This window comes from Paraburkholderia gardini, from assembly GCF_907164545.1.
Classification (GTDB): Bacteria; Pseudomonadota; Gammaproteobacteria; order Burkholderiales; family Burkholderiaceae; genus Paraburkholderia; species Paraburkholderia gardini.
In genome coordinates this window covers 67706-84214 of the sequence record NZ_CAJQZB010000004.1, presented here as the reverse complement: position 1 = coordinate 84214, position 16509 = coordinate 67706, and the positions used below count along the sequence as shown (strand labels likewise).

The window sequence follows — 16509 nt, the reverse complement described above, 5'->3', positions numbered from 1 at the left end:
AACTTTTTTAGCCAGCGGCTTCGTCGACGATCGCGTTGCGCAGCGTGCCGAGTCCTTCCACCGATACTTCGCTCACGTCGCCGTGGCGCATCAGCAGCTTCGGATTGCGCGCCCAGCCCACACCTGAAGGCGTGCCGGAGACGATCACGTCGCCCGCTTCCAGCGTCACGGCTTCGCTTAGCATCGCGATCAGCGTTTCGACGTCGAACACCATGTCGTCGGTATTGGCGGACTGCACCACTTCGCCGTTCAGGCGCGTCTCGAGGCGCAGGCCCTTCGCGCCAGGCGGAAGCTCGTCGGCGGTCACGAAGTCAGGGCCAAACGCGCCGGTGCCATCGAAGTTCTTTCCCATCGTCCATTGCGGCGTTTTGAACTGATATTCGCGCACCGACGCGTCGTTAAAGAGCGCATAGCCCGCAACGTGCGAGAGCGCATCGGCCTTGCGGATATGACGGCCGCCGCGGCCGAGCACGACCGCGATCTCGCCTTCGTAATCGAGACTGTCGGAGATACGCGGGCGCACGATCGGCGCGTTATGCGCGACGAGGCTCGTATGCAGGCGCAGGAACATCGTCGGATAATCGGGCTGCTCGAAATTGCTTTCCTTCGAGTGATCCCTGAAATTCAGGCCGACGCACAGAATCTTGGGCGGGCGGCTTAGCGGCGGCAAAAACGTCAGGCCTTCTTCCGCCTCGATGCGACCGCCCTCCTGCCGGCTCGCCCACGTGCGCAGATCGACGCCGCGCGCGAGCAGCGCCTCGAGCGTGACTTCACCGAGTGTCCGGATCGCGCCGTTCTCACGCACGCCCAAGAGCGCCTTGCCGTCCTTTTCAAAGCTCACGTACCGCATGTATCTCTCCTGATGGTGGCGACCTTCGGCCGCCATGAAACGAAACCGTTGTGACTCACGCCTGCGTTGTGCCCCGACCGCGATATAGCCAGCCGTTCGCGAGCATCGCGACGCCCGCGATCACGACCGGTGCGGCGAACGCGACAAACGCGATGTCGGCTGTATGGAACGCGACCAGCAGGATGCCGCCTGTCATCGAACCGATGATCGAGCCGATCCGCCCGACGCCCAGTGCCCAGCTCACGCCGGTTGCACGCGCCGCGGTCGTATAGAAGCCCGCGACGAGTACGTTGGCGCCCGTCTGCGCACCCGACAGCCCGAACCCCGCCATGAAGCACGCGACATAGACCCACATGGCTTCGTTGATCGAGAAGCCGATCAGCGCAATCGACACCGCGGCCACGGCATACGAGCCGGCCAGCACGAAGAACGGATTCATCCGGTCCATGAGACGCGCGTTGATGAGCGAGCCGATCGTGCCGCCGAGCGGCAGCATCGCGCCGACGCGGGCTGCATGCGACGGGTCGATACCCGCGCCGGTAATGACGGTCGGCAGCCAGCTGGTGATCTGGTAGTACACCCACAGCGTGCAGAAGAACGCGATCCACAGGAGCAGCGTGCCCGTCCGGTAGCGGCGGTTGAACAGCGTGCCAAGGGCGCTCTCGCGCACGGCATTCGTTTTCGCGTCTTCGGGAATCACCTGTTCGATCGGCGTGCTTGCGTCGCCGGTCAGGCGCTTGAGTACCTGGCGCGTTTCGCGTTGATAGCGCGGCTTGCCTGCCATGAAACGCAGCGATTCCGGCATCCAGATCCAAACGATGGGTGTCAGCACGAGCGGGAACACGCCGCCGAAAATGAAGACGCCCTGCCAGCCGAAGCCCGGAATCAACACCGCGGCCACCGCGCCGCCAAACGCGAGCCCGAGCGTGAAGCCGCAGAACATCAACGTGACCATCAGCGCGCGGCTGCGCGCCGGGCTGAATTCGGACGAAAGCGTGATCGCGTTGGGCATCGCGCCGCCGAGACCGGCGCCGGTGGCAAAGCGAAGCACGATCAGCCAGAACGGCGAAGGCGCATAAGCGCACGCCAGACTGCCGAGACCAAAGAGGATCAGCGAGATCGTGATGACCCGCTTGCGGCCGATGCGGTCGGCGAGCGGCCCGAACAGGAAGCTGCCGACCGTGAGACCAAAAAGGCCCGCGCCGAAGATCGGACCGAGTTGCGCCGGACTGAGCGTCCACGCTTTCTTCAGCAACGGCGCGACGTAACCGACCGATGCGACGTCGAAGCCGTCGGCGGCGACAACGAAGAAGCAGATGATCAAGGTGAGTATCTGCAGGGACGAGGTCTTTCTCTCATCCATGGCAGCTTCCTGCGTAATGGCTTGCGCGTGCATGTCCTGTCTCCGGAGGATGGTTCGCTTTGTCGCGAAACTGATCTGGTTTTATTGTGGAAGGCCGTTGCCGGCCTCGATATCGTTCACATCGGCGAACGGTTCAACACTGCATTCATGCCGGCGCCGGAGATACGGGTTCCGGACGGGAATCGATGTCGGCATTCGCGTGACCCATCGCGCGCCGCGCGGCGGATTCGAATGCGTCGTCCAGCGCGTCGCCGCGCCAGGCGACGTGCTGGTCCGGACGGATCAGCACGAACGCCGCCTTGTACAGCGCCGCGACCGCCGGTTCGTCGACGTGCACGACCGCCAGTTGCGGCAACACCGAGGCCGCGCGATGCAACGCCGCGTCATGGCACGTCGCGATGCCTTCGTGATCCGTGCACAGCAGCGTGAAACCCGGGCCGAAGCGGTCGTAAAGCGAGCGGCCGTCTTCGAGCCATGCATGCGGCGCGCGATGACCCGCGCGCGCGCACGGCACATACAGGTTGGCGCTGTCGGGCGCGGCGGCGCCGGCTTCCGTTTCGATGAGCGGCGACTGCTCGTAACGCGTGCCGAGATGGACGCCCGGAATCACGAATTCGGCCGTCGCATGAAACGCCAGATAGTCGCCGACGGCTTCACGCGCGGCATCGCCTGCCGGGCCCGGTATGTGCGCTTCAGGCGGCACCTGGACGTGGCCAATGCTGTCGGCAAAGCCCCGCGCGAACGCGGTGTTGCGCAGCGCGGCAGGCTTGCGCTCCGCTTCATAACTGGCGCCCAGCGCGGGACCCGCGAGGCCCTTCACCATCGCTTCGAGCTTCCACGCGAGATTCGCGGCGTCTTCGATGCCGGTGTTGTAGCCGAGCCCGCCCGTGGGCGTGAATAGATGTGCGGCGTCGCCGGCAAGAAACACGCGCCCCGACGCAAAGCGGTCAGCGACGAGCGTGAAGCCCGCGGTCCACGTCGAACTGCTCTTCAGTTCGAACGGAATATCAGCGCCAATCGCTTCGGCGATGCGATGCCGGACGCTGTCGTCGTCGGGCCGTTCATCGTCGCGCATCTGCACGTTCATGATGAAATGCCCCTTGCCGTCGACGGCGATGATCAGCGCGCGCTGTTTCGCGCTGAACGTCCAGTATTGCCATGCAGGCGCATGCGGACTCACACGATAGATATCGGGCGCGTAGAAGTAGACGGCGTCCATCTGTCCGCCCATGAATTCGCGCTTCTCGCCGGAGACACCCGCGTAGCGCAGGCCGAGCGATTTGCGCACGAAGCTGCGCGGCCCATCGCAGCCGATCAGATAGCGCGCGGTCACGGTGCGTGTTTCCCCGGGACGATCCGCGGTCGCGTCGAATTCGACCGTCGCGCTGACCGACTCCTCGCCTTGCGAGAACGCGACCACCCGTGCGTTGAAATGCACGTGACACTGTGCGTGGCTGCGCGCCGCTTCGAGCAGAACGGGTTCGACGTACAGTTGCGAGCAGCGATGCGGCGGCTCGGGCGTGGCCCACGTGAACGCATGGGCCTTTGCCCATTCGACGGCATCCCGTGAAGCGGGCTGATGCAGGCGCGCGAGTTCGTGGCCCGCAATCGACGTGAAGTACGCAACGTCAGTCGCGTAACCGGCGGGCAGACCCAGCGCACGCACCGTCGAAGCAATGCCGATACGGCGAAAATGTTCCATCGTGCGGGCGCTGTTTGCGTTCGCCGCCGGGTGCGTGCTCGTGCCGGCCTTCGCGTCGAACACTTCCGCGCTGATGCCGCGCTGGCCCAACTCGGCCGCGAGGAACAATCCAACCGGCCCACCACCCACGATGATTACGTCGCAATCCACCACTGCTGTCTCCTGAACCGTTCTTTTTCAACTGTGGTTGCGAAGTTAATCGCTGGACGCGTATAAATCTATACAATGACTTTCATACCCATAATGAATCTGGTGCATAAATGCAGCCGCCCGACCTGAACTTTCTATATGTCCTGCAGGCGCTCAACGATGAGCGGAGCGTCTCTCGCGCCGCCGACCGTCTCGGCCTGACGCAACCCGCTGTCAGTCATGCACTGGGGAAACTACGGACGCTGTTTCAGGACGATCTGTTCGTGCGCGCGGGTCCGGTGATGGCGCCGACGCCCGTTGGAGAGCGTCTCGTCGAAGGGGTCGCGAACGTGCTGGCGCTCGTGCAGCAGGAAATCTGGAGCGCGAAATCGTTCGATGCCGGGACCACGACGCGCACGTTTTCCGTCTGCCTGAGCGACATGGGCGTGATCGTGATCCTTCCGCAACTGCTTGCCGCGCTGCGCGAGCGTGCGCCACTGGCATCGCTCAAACCGATCCAGCTTCCGTCGACGGAACTCGCGGGCGCGCTTCAGGACGGCGAGCTCGATCTCGCGATCGGCTATCTCGGCAAGGTCGGCGAAAACCTTCACCAGCAGCCGCTTTTTCACCGGTCGCTGGTGGGCATCATCAAGGGCGGTGCGACGCGCAGGAAAGTGCGCATGACGCTCGATGAGTTCGTCGCGAGAAAGCACGTGGTCGCGGGCACGCTGGCGCTCACGAACCAGTTGCTGGAAAAGGAATTGCGGCGGCATGGCGCGCGGCTGAAGGTGGGTGTCGAGGTGCCGTTTCTGCTCGCCGTGCCGAGTCTCGTTGCCACGTCGGATTTCATCGCGGCGGTGCCGGACGAACTCGCGCAACTCTTCGCGCGTCTCGCCGATGTCGACGTGTTTCCACTACCGGTCGACCTGCCGGACCTCACGGTGCAGCAGTTCTGGCATGCACGCCATCACAACGATGCGGGGCATCGATGGTTCAGGGGTCTCGTTGTGGAAACGTTGCGTCAGGAGGGCGGCCGGCCGCGCGCACGATGAAGATCATTCCGGTACTCGATCTGCTTGGCGGCGTGGCCGTCCATGCGATGCGCGGCGAGCGCAGCCGTTATCGACCGGTTGACTCGCGGCTCTGTGAAGGCAGCGATCCCGTCGACGTCGCGCGCGCCCTGCTCCACTACGCGAATTCAACAGTGCTTTATGTGGCGGATCTCGACGGGATCATGGGCGGCACGCCGCAGCGACTTGCGTTGATGCGTCTCATGCAGGCGATGCCCGGCATCGAACTGTGGCTCGATGCCGGTTTCGCGGATCGCGATGCTGCGAGCGCGCTGATCGAACCGCTTCACGCAGCGGGCGCGACCGTAACGCCCGTTTTCGGCAGCGAATCGCTGCGTGGCGCAAACGATGGATCATCAATGCACCCGGCGCGCGCGAACGAAAACACGATTCCTCACGACGCGATTCTCTCGCTCGACCGACGGCATGACACGCCGCTGGGTGACCCGTCGCACTGGCACGATGCATCGGGGTGGCCGTCGCGCGTCATCGTGATGTCGCTGGAGCGCGTGGGTTCGTTCGAAGGCCCCGACCTCGCGGCAATCGCCGATGTGCGAAATCGTGCGGGTGAGCGGCAGATTGTCGGCGCGGGCGGTATGCGTGATGTCGACGATCTGCGTGCCGCCGAAGCCGCGGGCGCGCACGCATGGCTGATCGCCTCCGCACTTCATGATCGAAGGATTCCCGCTGTTCGACGATAAGTGGCGATGAGAGCGGAAGACGCGTCACGTGCAACGGGCATGGCGGTATTCGCCCCCTCGAAACCGCCGCGTAATGAGCATCGCCATGCAGCCGCTTTTCACGCCGCCTGAAGCGCGCCCGGATTTACGTTAGATTGAACCTGACGCGAAATCCAGTCATCCCCGGAGCAACAATGGCAAAACCCACCGCTTACTCAACGAATGCCCCAACCCGCGCTGAAGTCGACGCATTGAGCGGCGCAGCCGTCCTTGAGTTCGGCACCGACTGGTGCGGCTACTGCCAGGGCGCGCAGTCAGCTATCGGCCAGGCGCTGGAGCCACATGGCGGTGTACGTCATCTGAAAATCGAGGACGGCCCCGGGCGTGCGCTCGGTCGCTCATTCAGGGTCAAGCTCTGGCCGACGCTGGTTTTTCTGCGTGACGGCGTTGAAGTTGCGCGTGTCGTGCGGCCGCAAAACGTCGCTGAAATCAGCGAAGGTTTATCGACACTGCTCGATCAAACGGGGAAAAACGAAAGAACGGCTTGATCGACGATGAGCGGCCGGTGTCACGGCTTGAGCGGAAATGACCGGATCACGCTGCGAAACGTAGCGCGATGGCAAGGCGGGAAATGCAGCTGAACAACTGCAAACAGACGAAAAGAAGATCAGACAGAAAGCGCGGAACGCACCCCGCGCCTCTGCCTGCCCGCTCTCACAGAGGGCGGCGATGCGATTCAGCGATGATCGCGCACGTTTGCAGGTGCAGGTTCCACGCTTCGACGGCCAGTGCGCGCAGGCGTGCGAACCAGCTGGTACCGAGGGTAGCGGTGGCGGTAGTGGCATTGCTCATGGTGGGCTCCGGGAGTTAACGGGTTAATACCTAGGTAATAACCCTTATTATAACCCTCCTATGTCGCAGCGCAACAAAACAATAAGAATCAGTTGCCCGCGGCAGCCCGGTTCGGCGAATCGTGCCTGATCATGCCTTGCGAATGCCTTTCGGCTCCTCCAGCGTTTCCGTGTGCGCCAGCGCCGGGAACAGACGCATCCAGAGCAGTGCAACCGCAATCGTCGCCACACCGCCCACCAGAACGGCCGGCACCGCACCCCACCAGCCCGCTGTCACACCGGACTCAAACTCGCCAAGCTGGTTCGACGTGCCGATAAAGAGCGCATTGACCGCACTGACGCGGCCGAGCATCTCATCCGGTGTGCGCAGTTGCACGAGCGAAAGCCGCACCACCACGCTGATCACATCCGACGCTCCCAGCACCGCAAGCGACACCAGCGAAAGCACGAACGAGTGAGACAGGCCGAAGACGATCGTCGCCGCGCCGAACGCGATCACGCCGCCGAACATCGCCGCACCCGGACGGTTGCGCAGCGGAAAATGCGCGAGCCAGATCGTGCCGGCGAGCGCGCCCACTGCCGGCGCCGAGCGCAGCAGGCCCAACCCCAGCGGGCCAGTCTGCAGGACGTCGCGCGCAAAGATCGGCAAGAGCGCCGTCGCGCCGCCGAACAGCACCGCGAACAGGTCCAGTGAAAGCGCGCCGAGAATCACCGGCTGGCGCCGGATGAACGCGATGCCCGAGAACACCGATTCGAGCGTGACCGGCGCGCGCGCGGCCGGCTTCGTCCGCAGCGGGATCGACCAGACGAGCGTCGCGGCCGCGATGAACGCGACGGCGCTCGCCAGATACACCGCAGCCGGGCCGACGCCGTACAGCAGACCGCCGGCCGCGGGCCCAAGAATCTGGGCGGCCTGCCCCGCTGAAGTGGACCACGCTGTCGCGCGCGGCAACTCGGAGCGCGGCACGACGGAAGGCAGCAGCGAGGAAATCGAAGGCGACTCGAACGCACGCATCGCGCCAACGAGCGCCGCGAGCAGGTAGATAACAGGTGCCGACAGCCAGCCGCCGAGCGTGCCGGTCAGGAACACGGCTGCGGCGAGCGCTTCGAGCGTCTGGCAGACTGCCGCGATACGTCGCCTGTCGTAACGGTCGGCAACGTGACCGACAACCAGCGTGAGCGCGAACATCGGCAGAAACTGTGCGAGCCCGACGAGCCCAAGCGCGAACGCGCTGTGCGTGATTGCGTAGATGTGCCAGCCGATCGCGACTGCAAGCATCTGAAACGAGATCGACGACAGGACCCGCGCGCCCCAGAACCGCTGAAAACTGACATGGCGTGCCAGACTGATGGTTGTATCGACGGGCGGCTGGGTCGGGGGCTCGGGTGTCATGAAACGGTCGGTTCGAGGATCGCGGTTTGATACGGGAAATCAGGACGAAAGCCCGCGCGGGCGCGCGTAACGTCGCACGCCAAAAGTCGGAGAGTGTAGTGCAATTCGGGGAATCGCGAGGACGCCAGGCAAAGCCCGGCGGCGTGGCAGTGTGATCGCGGGATGCCGCGATCACACGCGGCGGCACTCAGAACTGATAGTTGAACGAGAAATCGAACACTGCGTTGGTAGCCTTGCGCGTCACCGGGCTGCGTGCCGCATCGCCTGTCAGTTGCTGCAGGCCGGCGTCGCCCGTCACGAACCAGTGCTTCTGGAAGAACCAGATTGCGCTGACACCGAAGCCCACTGATTTAAGCCCCGCGCTCGCATCGTATTGCGGATAGCCGGAACGCACCGACTGCAGGCTGCTGACGCCATACCACGTCTGCATATAGCGCGAATCGGCGAAGACCAGGTTCGGGCCGGCGAACCAGAAGAATTTCTCCGAGCTGCCAGGCAACGGCATATAGGCGCCGAGGTCGCCGATCCAGCCGTCTGAACCGCCGAGGTTGCGCCGGATATCGGCGCGAATCACAAGCGGAAAGTCTTTCGACACGGCGTATTCCGCGAACAGCTTGGCCTCGGGCGCGGGATTGATGTTGCCCATGCCGTCGAGATGGCCCGAGTTGTCTTCTGCACGTCGGCCCAGGTCGTAGGTTATCGCGAGACCCGCGCGCCAGTGCGTGGTGCGCACGAGATTCACGCCGAGCCCTTCGCCGGTGGAGAGGAAGAACAGGTCGCGGTAGCGCACGTCGATAGTCGGTCCGACGATCGCGTGATAATTCGCGGCGCCGTCATAGCGCGGGCGCACCGTCACGCCGAGGCCCAGGCGTGCCTGCCAGTCGGGAATCTGTGCGTTATAGAGTTTCTCCAGCGGAAGCCCCACCGAGTATTGCCATTCGGCAAGCGGCGATGGCGTCTGTGCCAGCGCGGCGACGGGCATCGTGGTCGAGATCACCGTCGACAGCATCGCGGCCAGTTTCAGTGCGCGGCACATCTGCTCATCGCGTAACGCGCTGCCGTTCAACATGAAGCCTCCGGTCCCCGTTCCCGGGGGAAATCTGCGTTGTTCTTTCCGGACCGGTGCGAGAGCAACTGTTTTCAAGCTGCCGCTGCGCCGCCCGCTGCCATTTTTCCCGTTACCGTGACTTTCTCGCCACCCGCGCGCGCGTCCTTCAAGCCGTCGATGGATTCGCGCGGCCCACGCTACCCGGTTGCCGCGACCATTCGGGGCTTCGTTCCAGATGGCGCACGCATCGCGGTACTCGCCACGACGCAAATCCCGTTCCCGCCCGTCGCAGAGCACATTTCGGGGCCATGCGGTCGACTCGCGTGGCACACCGCACGCGATTCCACTCAAGCGTGCGAACGATTCGTGACTGCTGGCGGCGCTGCCGTTACCGTTCAGGCAGAGGTCCGACGCTGTACGGTGCCGATGCATTCTTCGATGTATTTTTCACCCATTTCAAAACGGTCGACATCGCCGTCGCGAATTCCGGCCCGCAGAAGGACAACACGTTCGCCGACATGTATCTGCATGGGACAAACATGCAGAGGTGGCCACGCAAATTCGCACAGTTGGAGAAGAGAAGTGGAACGACGTTGAGCCAGCAGTAATAGCCGGCAAAGGGAACTGAAGATGGCAAAGAGAACGAGACGGACGCGCTCAGCGGCGTTCAGGCGGAAGGAGGACTCGCGGGGCGAAGAGCGAGCGGACGCTGGCCGAATTGGCGCACCAGTTCGATGTCTCCCCGAACCAGATCACAGAATGAAACCAGCAATTGCAGAGCGCGCGGCCGACGTGTCCGGCTCGGCGGGGCAGTCGCTGAGCGGGCCGCCGGTTGACCTCAAGGCGTTGCGCGCGACGATCGGGCAGTTGACACAGAGGAATGATTTTTTAGAAGGTGCGTTCGCCAGGGCCGGATTGCCGGGCACAAAGCGATGATATCAAGAGGCCGCTGAACAATCGGGAGAGCATTTCCACGCCACTGCGCGCCAGCACGCGGCTGTCCGGCCCCCAGCCGCGATACTACGGATCGAAGGCAGCCAGCCTGTGAAGCGGGGAACAGTACCTGTTCCCCTTCCAGCCGGACGTTGCCGGCGATTTCCTCCTTACGTCGGGCCTGCCAGCTCAGGACCGTCGCTCGAACACGCTTACCTTGTTGCTTGCATTCAGATAGACAAAAATCCGGTGAGTCTTCGTGTCGACGGCAAGCGTATGCATGTTCTTCTCGGTGGCGATGTGATCGACCACCTGATTGGTATCGAGATCGATGACCTCGATGTTGCCCGTCTTGTCCCCGACGAAAGCCCGACGTCTTGCCGTATCGATCGCCGTCTGGTCGACGGAACCGGCAACCGGGATGGTGGCGACCAGTTTGCCGCTGGCCGGATCCACAACCAGCATTTTCTTGTCGCTCGTGCCGAAAATCACGTGATGAGTCTTGCTGTCGTATACGCCGCCCTTGGCATCGCCCTTGACTCCGAAGTCCCAGACAGCAACGATTTTGTCCGTGTTCGGATCGATGACGTCGATGTTCCCTCCGACCGGCTGGTACAGGCGATCCTGGGAACGAACATACAGTGCGACATCGGGACCGTCTTTCGAGTCCTCAGGCTTGAGCTTGAATACGTTCAGCATCCTGAACGGCGACTTGTTCTCGAAGACCGTTTCGTTATTGCTGTCGTCGTTTGCAACAAAAATCTTGCCGGTGCGATTGTCGACGTTGACGCCGTCCGGCGTTTTGCCGCCACTATCGACACTGGCTACTTTCCTGCGCGTTCTCTTGTCCACGACCACCAGTTTGCCGGACGTTGCGTCGGTGATGAAAGCAAAGCGTCCGTCGAGAGCGATGCCATTGCCGGAATCCACGCCGGATATGGTGTCCTTGACGGCAAGTGCCTTCGCGTCGATGACCACGACATTGTGATCGGGAGACTGCGAAAGCCAGACTGTTTCGGTCTCCGGATCATAGGTGACCCAATCGCCATGACCGCCGGTTGCGCCTGGCAAGTCGATCGTTTTGACCAACTGGTATTGAGAAGTCTGCGCGCCGGCCGTCACGGAAAAGAGCGCGGCTGCGGCAACGCCGACGGCGAGAGCCTGAAATTTAAAGAACGACGACATGATGTCTCCAGTCAATTAATATAATTTTCACGGACTACCTTGATATGGCGAATCGCTACCTTCCGGCAACGATCCGGTGCGGCGGGATACGGCAAAGAGAACGTCGACGTGAACGTCAGAACTTGTGAACCAGACCGATCATGACCGCGACCTGACTCGGCGTGCCCGACGCCGAGGTCAGATCGCCCACCGCTCCCCCAGCGGGTACGATTTCCGTGCCATCGCTGCTAAAGGTCGTACCGCTGGCGTGCGTATAGCCCGCAGTGGCATACAGGGTGGTGCGTTTGGAAAGACTGTATTGAGAACTGGCCGCGACGGAATGGTATGTAGCGGATGACGCGCCATTCGACTTCGTGTAGGTATAACCAATCGCCAGCAGTTCAGCGGGTGTGGCCTGATAACCTAGAGATGCTGCGCCGATGTTGAAGTGCTCCGTGCGGTCAAATGCGCCAAAGTCGATGTACGGCTTATATTGGGCATTGCTATAGCGCGCGTTGACAGTAAACGCAGAGATTACGTACTGCGCCGCCACCTGGGCTATCTGTCTCGAACCGACAAATGCTACAGCGTCGTAAAGCGGAGTCACCGAATTGTTCTGAATCGGATCAGCCGTGCCGATCCCGCCGGCCTGGTCGTTTTTGGCAAACAGGTAACCCGCGGCAAGACTCAGTCCCCCGTTCGTATACAGCGCGGCAGCCGAGCAGGTCTGGCCGGAACTCGTGTTACCCGCGACACCGCCGAGTGCATAGAGCAACTCATATTGAAAGCCAGCATAGGTCGGGCTTGCGTACTTGATCGCGTTGCTTACGCGAATGGAATTGTCGTTGTTGTCGGCATCGCCGGGAGTCGTAAACGCAGGGCCATACCCGTCTGCCGTAATTCCCTGAACCAGATCGACCGTTGGATCATATTGCCGGCCGAGCGTCAGTGTGCCCAGATGGTCGCTCGAAAAACCGACATAGGCCTGGTGGCCGAACTCCCGGCCGCCCTGATTCATGACCCCTGTATTGATGTCGAAACCGTTTTCGAGGTCGAAAACCGTTTTAAGGCCTCCGCCCAGATCTTCTACGCCCTTTAACCCCCATTTGTTGGAAGCCAGATCCGCTCCTTGCAATTGAAGCACAGAACCTTGACCGGTATTGTTGTAATACGCCACAGCCTCATCGATCGTTCCATATAGCGTGACGCTGCTCTGCGCCATGGCATTCGAAGATGCTGCAATAACGGTAATGGCAAGAATGCCGTAACTACTGCTTTTCATGTCTCTTCCTGTCATATTTAGAATAATGGCTGTCTGTTTTTCTGCTTTATAGACATGCAGATTTCTCTCGCGGAGCAGCCTGGCACTGAAATATAAATTCTGAACAAACTACTCGTTGCCCGCCCTTTCCCGGGCAACATTGTTTTATATATTTTCCACTCCATGAATTCCGGGACGAGACCTTACACGACGGTCTCCGATCGCCCTTCTCCTGAATGGACTGGCTGTTTTCAGCTCTTTCGGTTTTTCTTGCCGAGACAGCAGAGTCGATCAAATAATTTGATATGGATAATTAAACAAATTTATGGTAACCAAAGGATATTTGCATAGTGGAAGGCAGATCGAAAGAAAGGAAAAGATCGGACAAATGAAGGATGTAATGTTGCCTGCAGACGGGGATTTGCAATAGCCCGCTCGCCGATGCCCGGACCCTCGCCAGATTCATGTCCGGACGAAAAAACCCTGATGTCACTCATTTCCTGACCGCATGAATGCGATGCGGAAAGGAAAATTTTATATTTGATTTGTAATAAAAAATAATGAGTTAGTAATTACAGCAAGCTCTTGTAGTTTTGTGGACTATTGTTAACCGTTGTGGATTTCAGACTGAACACCATGAACCGCCCCAGATGCAGATGGCGCCGCTTCACCGGCCTGCCTGGTCAACATGGAGGCCTCTGGCAGCGCACATTACTGGGCACGCGGGCTGGCTGCGATGGGACATACGTGTGATGTCAGGGAAATCGACCGCAAGATCGATGCGATGGAAGCACAAATCCGCCAATGGCACCGGCACAGCGAGGCCAGTCAGCGCCTTGCCGGGATTCCCGGCATCCGCCTGCCGACGGGCGACCGCACTGGCTGGTCACATCGGCGCCAATGCGCGGGGCTTTAGCAGCGGCCGTAGCGCAAGTCAACCAGAATGCGCGCATCGCGTGGGCGTTACTCACAGGTAACCGCGCGTATCGCTCGCCAGTTGCCGCAACGTGGATGAGCGCATCGAACTGTTCGCAGCTCCCCTGATACGGCGGTTGCACAAGGCAAGCAGGCATGATGGCGATACAGGTCTGACCTCGGTGAGCAAAGCCTGATAGTCCGGCCGGACATTCAAGCCCGATATTCAGATGAGGACCTCATCGGCGCATTCCATCAACGCCAGGGGCATGCACCATGAACAGGTCGGATATAAGGATGCAATCGATCTAACCGTCAGAACGCAAGCTCCTCTTTGCAAATGAGTAATGCCAAAAATAGACTGACTAATAAGCGGCGCTTAAGCTTGATTGGAGAAGAATGGACGTACTGCGATTTCATCGCTGACTTCAGGAGTGTTCATCATGCAACAGGTCCAACGAAAATTGGCGGCCCTTATTCTTCTCACCCTTTGCCTGGTCTCCACCGCTTTCGCAACGTCACGCACCCGTTACACGACGGAGGTCCAGCTGCACGACGGCAAGCATGTCGTGTGCGCGGTCAACCAGCCGTTGCCCACGGCCCTCTCCAGCGACCCGGCGCTTACCATTGACGAGCGAAACGAAGCGGAAATCGACGCGACGGCCGGGTTGCGCCAGGTTTTCCGTAGCCAGACCCATTATCCGGATCCGGGCACGGCTCCCCGCGTACTGTGCTCGTAGATGACGCCAACCAGGGGAATCGCAGAAGAATGGCATGTTCACTGACATTTTAATGTCGTGACGTTGGCAACATTATTTGCGGCCTACGCGCGCCTTCCCCAGAAACCCACGTGCAAGATACGTAACACAACGTAAAACCTGCTCTCGCTTCGAGCATTATTTGCACGATCCACGCGCTCCGCCCTGCCTGCTCGAAACAGGTCAATCCTTTTGAGCAAGGCCCGACAAGGCGCGGAGCGCCATCCGCGCACGCGACTTCAAGTTGGCACGAATCCTGCTGCATCTACCACGCCGAAGCGATAGGGTCTGACTTGACGTTTGATGTGCGGCCCCCCTCCACGCATCCAGCGCCAGGTTTTCGCAACTGATCCGGCGATTTTTCCGAATCCGTCTACAGGACTAAAGGATCATAAAAATGGATGACTTTGCCAGTCGCATGTGCGGCCTCCTCTCGACGCTCGTCCCCCAAAGCTCCATCACACGCCTCGCGGAACGCGAGTTCTGTATCCGTCACGCCCGTCCGGCGAACCGGCCTCGTCCTGCCGGTTATCCGCGCGACCTCGTGGTTATCGTCGATGAAGAACTGGTGGCACGCATCAGGCGCGCGCAGCAGGAAGAATTCGACCGCGACGTCGCGCCCGAACTGCTGCAAACGTTGATGCAGGATCTGGCCGGCTACAACCCGTGGTCGCATAACTTCAGCACGTTCCTCCTCGCGCTGAACAACCCGCCTTCGCGGGTCGGCCAGCCTGCGGCGCTTCACTGAACGCGTGACGTGAAAAGCGCTTCATACGAAGAGGTCGTCAGAGCGGAGGCGCTGTCCAGTTGCCCGCTTCCGGACGCTGGGTAATACGCTCGACGGGAGTCGCTGCCTGCTCTGATATCAGATTGCAAAGCAGGTCGGCGAACGGTTCGATATTCCCAAAGGTGCTGGCCTGTTCGAGCGCGTCCAGGTAAGCCTTGCGCGACTGGACGGTCACGATTGTCCATGGGTAGCCGCCCGTGGTCAGCATGAAGTTCATGATGAATCGTGACAACCGCCCGTTACCGTCCATGTACGGGTGAATGAAAACGAAAATGAAGTGGCCCAGCACGGCTCTGACGCCGGGGTGGTCTTCGTTTTCCAGCAGGTCCATCAAAGCTGGCATGCATTCCCGTACGGCCTCCGGAGAGGGCGGCACGTGAAGGGCATTACGGATGAAAACCTGATTGTTGCGAAAACCGGCCAGGTCTCCTGCATTGAGAATACCGGCCTGCGCACTGGGCGAAAAAAGCGTCACATACCATTGAAAGAAGTCGGCGCTAAAGGCTCCCGCCGGTTTCAGCCCTTCTTTCATCACGCGGCCGATGAGCGCCTTGAGGTGGCTGTGCGTTTCCGCGTAACCCTTTGCTGCCATGGCGTCTCTGGTCTGCCGGTCTCCCGGATGCGTGAGCGGGCTCCAATGGCCATTACGGGCCTTTTCTATCAGCTCCGCGCTGACCCGGTAACCTTCGATGGACAGCGAATGGTATGCGTCCGCGACGTAGCGGGCGGCGATGTCGGCGAGCAGGCTGTCCGCATCGGGTAATTCCCGCCTCGGAACGTTCTCAAACCGCTTGAGGACAGTCTCGCGCATCGTTGACCACATCGCATTGATGCGCAGAACGTAGGGAGATTCGTTGCGTCGTCCGCTAATTTGCGCAAGAGGCCGCTCGAACGGATTGTTCTCCGTTGTCGTGTACATAGCGGCCTTCATGGTGGTGAGCAACTGGTTTGCGTCGGCCGCGCGCCCTGCGGCCCTGAGCGCGCCGGCCAGCCGGCCAGCAACCTGACTGTGCCCGCCCTCGAGCAGGCGTGCGATGAGCAGCGAGATGTCGACTTGCCGCATCGCAATCTGGGCGGCCATCTCATGCTGGGTAAAAAACGTCGGGTTGACGCGAATCAGCGCGTCAGGCAACGGCATAAGTAGTAGTCCACTAGCGGCCGGGGCTCGCGAGGTGGCGAGTTGCGGTTCCGAAATACGGTAGAGAAACAGGGAGCAGCCATGTGGTAGTCCCTGCAGCTGGTTGTTGGCTTTCGGTGACTGCAGCTGTAGCTGTTTCGCAATGCTGGTATGACCGCTGTGCTTCAGAACTGATAGTTCTGCACTGAGTTGCCAGTCGCCATCGAAGCGCGAGTTGGCGTACGCCGCGACAAAGACCTCCATGTTGGCGTACCAGTGTGTCGAATCGCCGTCAGCATCCTCTGGATTGTTCGCGAGATACCATCCCTGGATGACCTGCTTCAGGAACCCGGCCTTGACCAGTCGTTCCCGGTGAGTGCGAGTGAGCGAGGGCATGGCCGACGGTTGGAAGACCCGGAAGCCCTGGTCCTGCAACGCCTTGAGTACCCTCAGAGAGTCCGCCAGTTTTTCGTTGGGTGCCGCCATTT

15 protein-coding genes are annotated in these 16509 nt (G+C 61.0%); 6 read left to right on the top strand and 9 right to left on the bottom strand.

Going from position 1 to position 16509, the window contains the following annotated elements; translation table 11 throughout:
• Positions 1-7 precede the first annotated feature (7 nt).
• The 3 genes from LPA37_RS04870 to LPA37_RS04860 form a co-directional block, all read right to left on the bottom strand.
• Positions 8-850 (bottom strand): fumarylacetoacetate hydrolase family protein, encoded by an 843-nt coding sequence (locus LPA37_RS04870; RefSeq protein ID WP_228982225.1) that lies wholly within the window; start codon positions 848-850, stop codon positions 8-10.
• Positions 851-905: 55 nt separating this feature from the next.
• Positions 906-2213, bottom strand: a complete 1308-nt coding sequence (locus LPA37_RS04865; protein ID WP_228982223.1) for an MFS transporter — start codon at positions 2211-2213, stop codon at positions 906-908.
• 145 nt (positions 2214-2358) lie between these two features.
• Entirely contained in the window at positions 2359-4065 is a 1707-nt protein-coding gene (locus tag LPA37_RS04860) for an FAD-dependent monooxygenase (protein WP_228982221.1), read from the bottom strand.
• 110 nt (positions 4066-4175) lie between these two features.
• Between LPA37_RS04860 and LPA37_RS04855 the strand changes: the two genes are divergently transcribed.
• The 3 genes from LPA37_RS04855 to LPA37_RS04845 all read left to right on the top strand — a co-directional run bounded on the left by LPA37_RS04855 (position 4176) and on the right by LPA37_RS04845 (position 6342).
• Positions 4176-5096: a LysR family transcriptional regulator gene (locus tag LPA37_RS04855; protein WP_228982219.1), complete on the top strand. Its 921-nt coding sequence runs from the start codon at positions 4176-4178 to the stop codon at positions 5094-5096.
• Positions 5093-5815: a HisA/HisF-related TIM barrel protein gene (locus tag LPA37_RS04850; protein ID WP_228982217.1), complete on the top strand. Its 723-nt coding sequence runs from the start codon at positions 5093-5095 to the stop codon at positions 5813-5815. Before LPA37_RS04855 ends, LPA37_RS04850 begins: the two co-directional genes overlap by 4 nt.
• A gap of 173 nt (positions 5816-5988) precedes the next feature.
• Positions 5989-6342 (top strand): thioredoxin family protein, encoded by a 354-nt coding sequence (locus LPA37_RS04845; protein ID WP_228982215.1) that lies wholly within the window; start codon positions 5989-5991, stop codon positions 6340-6342.
• A 166-nt stretch (positions 6343-6508) separates the two neighbouring features.
• Here the strand turns inward: LPA37_RS04845 and LPA37_RS04840 are convergent, their stop codons facing one another.
• The 3 genes from LPA37_RS04840 to LPA37_RS04830 form a co-directional block, all read right to left on the bottom strand.
• The gene (locus LPA37_RS04840) at positions 6509-6646 is read right to left on the bottom strand and encodes a hypothetical protein (protein WP_228982213.1); all 138 of its coding nucleotides are present in this window, start codon (positions 6644-6646) and stop codon (positions 6509-6511) included.
• Positions 6647-6775: 129 nt separating this feature from the next.
• Complete coding sequence (locus LPA37_RS04835; protein ID WP_228982210.1) at positions 6776-8038, bottom strand: MFS transporter; 1263 nt, start codon at positions 8036-8038, stop codon at positions 6776-6778.
• 187 nt (positions 8039-8225) lie between these two features.
• Positions 8226-9107, bottom strand: coding sequence for a MipA/OmpV family protein (locus LPA37_RS04830; RefSeq protein ID WP_407672481.1), 882 nt, complete (start codon positions 9105-9107; stop codon positions 8226-8228).
• A 738-nt stretch (positions 9108-9845) separates the two neighbouring features.
• On the opposite strand from LPA37_RS04830, the gene LPA37_RS04825 reads away from it, so the two are divergent.
• Positions 9846-10022, top strand: coding sequence for a hypothetical protein (locus tag LPA37_RS04825; protein ID WP_229011834.1), 177 nt, complete (start codon positions 9846-9848; stop codon positions 10020-10022).
• A gap of 186 nt (positions 10023-10208) precedes the next feature.
• Here LPA37_RS04825 and LPA37_RS04820 read toward each other — a convergent pair whose 3' ends face one another.
• Both LPA37_RS04820 and LPA37_RS04815 read right to left on the bottom strand, forming a co-directional pair.
• Positions 10209-11141: a YncE family protein gene (locus LPA37_RS04820; RefSeq protein WP_229011832.1), complete on the bottom strand. Its 933-nt coding sequence runs from the start codon at positions 11139-11141 to the stop codon at positions 10209-10211.
• Positions 11142-11319: 178 nt separating this feature from the next.
• On the bottom strand, positions 11320-12465 hold the full coding sequence (locus LPA37_RS04815) for a porin (RefSeq protein ID WP_229011830.1): 1146 nt from the start codon (positions 12463-12465) through the stop codon (positions 11320-11322).
• 1337 nt (positions 12466-13802) lie between these two features.
• Between LPA37_RS04815 and LPA37_RS04810 the strand changes: the two genes are divergently transcribed.
• On the top strand, positions 13803-14099 hold the full coding sequence (locus LPA37_RS04810) for a hypothetical protein (protein ID WP_228982206.1): 297 nt from the start codon (positions 13803-13805) through the stop codon (positions 14097-14099).
• Positions 14100-14514: 415 nt separating this feature from the next.
• Positions 14515-14865: a hypothetical protein gene (locus LPA37_RS04805; protein ID WP_228982204.1), complete on the top strand. Its 351-nt coding sequence runs from the start codon at positions 14515-14517 to the stop codon at positions 14863-14865.
• A gap of 37 nt (positions 14866-14902) precedes the next feature.
• On the opposite strand, the gene LPA37_RS04800 is transcribed toward LPA37_RS04805, so the two are convergent.
• Positions 14903-16507, bottom strand: coding sequence for a Fic family protein (locus LPA37_RS04800; RefSeq protein ID WP_229011828.1), 1605 nt, complete (start codon positions 16505-16507; stop codon positions 14903-14905).
• Positions 16508-16509 lie beyond the last annotated feature (2 nt).